An 888-nucleotide genomic window follows, 5' to 3' on the forward strand; every position below is an offset into this window, starting at 1 on the left:
CTTTGCCTTGCCGGCGCCGGCTGCCTTCTTGGCTGGCGTTTTGGCTGGCTTGCCCGTGGCATCCTCACGGTCGACGTCGGCTGCCGCCTGGTGCCAATGGCGTTCGTGGTGGCCGGCCGGTTGCCCTTCTTCCTGCCAGATCTGATGTGCGCGGTTGCGAATGCGCTCCTGACGATCGTCTGCCATGGTCATGTTGTCTCCATTCGGGCCGACTTCAGCGCGGCGCCGACACGCGACTATAGCAAGCAAAGCGTTGCTGTGCAGCCATCTGATCGTGCCTCCTGGCTTGCCTTGTCGACATCAGCCTTGCATAAAAACACACACCGTTCCGGCCCTTCGCTGCCGCTTCGGGTGTTCGTCACTCGGAAAGCCAAGCAATTGGCTTTCCGCCCGCTTCGCGGGCCGCTCCTCACCCCTTGCTCTGGCTCCGGGCGGCTTGTATAGAGCCCGCCACYCTCAATTCCATTCTCAGACAAGGACGACCCATGGCGCTCGAACGCACCTTTTCCATGATCAAGCCGGACGCAACCCGGCGCAACCTCACCGGCGCCATCACCAAGATGCTCGAAGACGCCGGCCTGCGCGTCATCGCTTCGCGCCGCGTCTGGATGAGCCGTCGTGAGGCCGAAGGCTTCTACGCCGTCCACAAGGACCGCCCGTTCTTTGGCGAGCTGGTTGAGTTCATGTCCTCGGCCCCGACTGTCGTGCAGGTTCTTGAAGGCGAGAACGCCATCGCCCGCAACCGCGAAGTGATGGGCGCCACCAACCCGGCCAACGCCGCCGAAGGCACCATCCGCAAGGTGCACGCGCTGTCGATCGGCGAGAATTCGGTGCACGGCTCCGATGCACCTGAGACCGCGGCGGAAGAGATCAAGTACTGGTTCTCGG

At 63.4% G+C, this 888-nt stretch carries 2 protein-coding genes; one reads left to right on the forward strand and one right to left on the reverse strand.

Features of this window, described 5'->3' with window-relative positions; all coding sequences use genetic code 11:
• On the reverse strand, positions 1-192 hold a 192-nt coding region (locus AC1DX0_RS36520; protein WP_477359443.1), incomplete at its 3' end, for a DUF2934 domain-containing protein.
• A gap of 293 nt (positions 193-485) precedes the next feature.
• Here AC1DX0_RS36520 and ndk point away from each other — a divergent pair.
• Positions 486-888, forward strand: a 403-nt coding sequence (ndk, locus tag AC1DX0_RS36525; protein ID WP_477359446.1) for a nucleoside-diphosphate kinase, incomplete at its 3' end; no start/stop codon positions are given.

The sequence above is a fragment of the Mesorhizobium sp. P3_A9 genome (assembly GCF_056402975.1).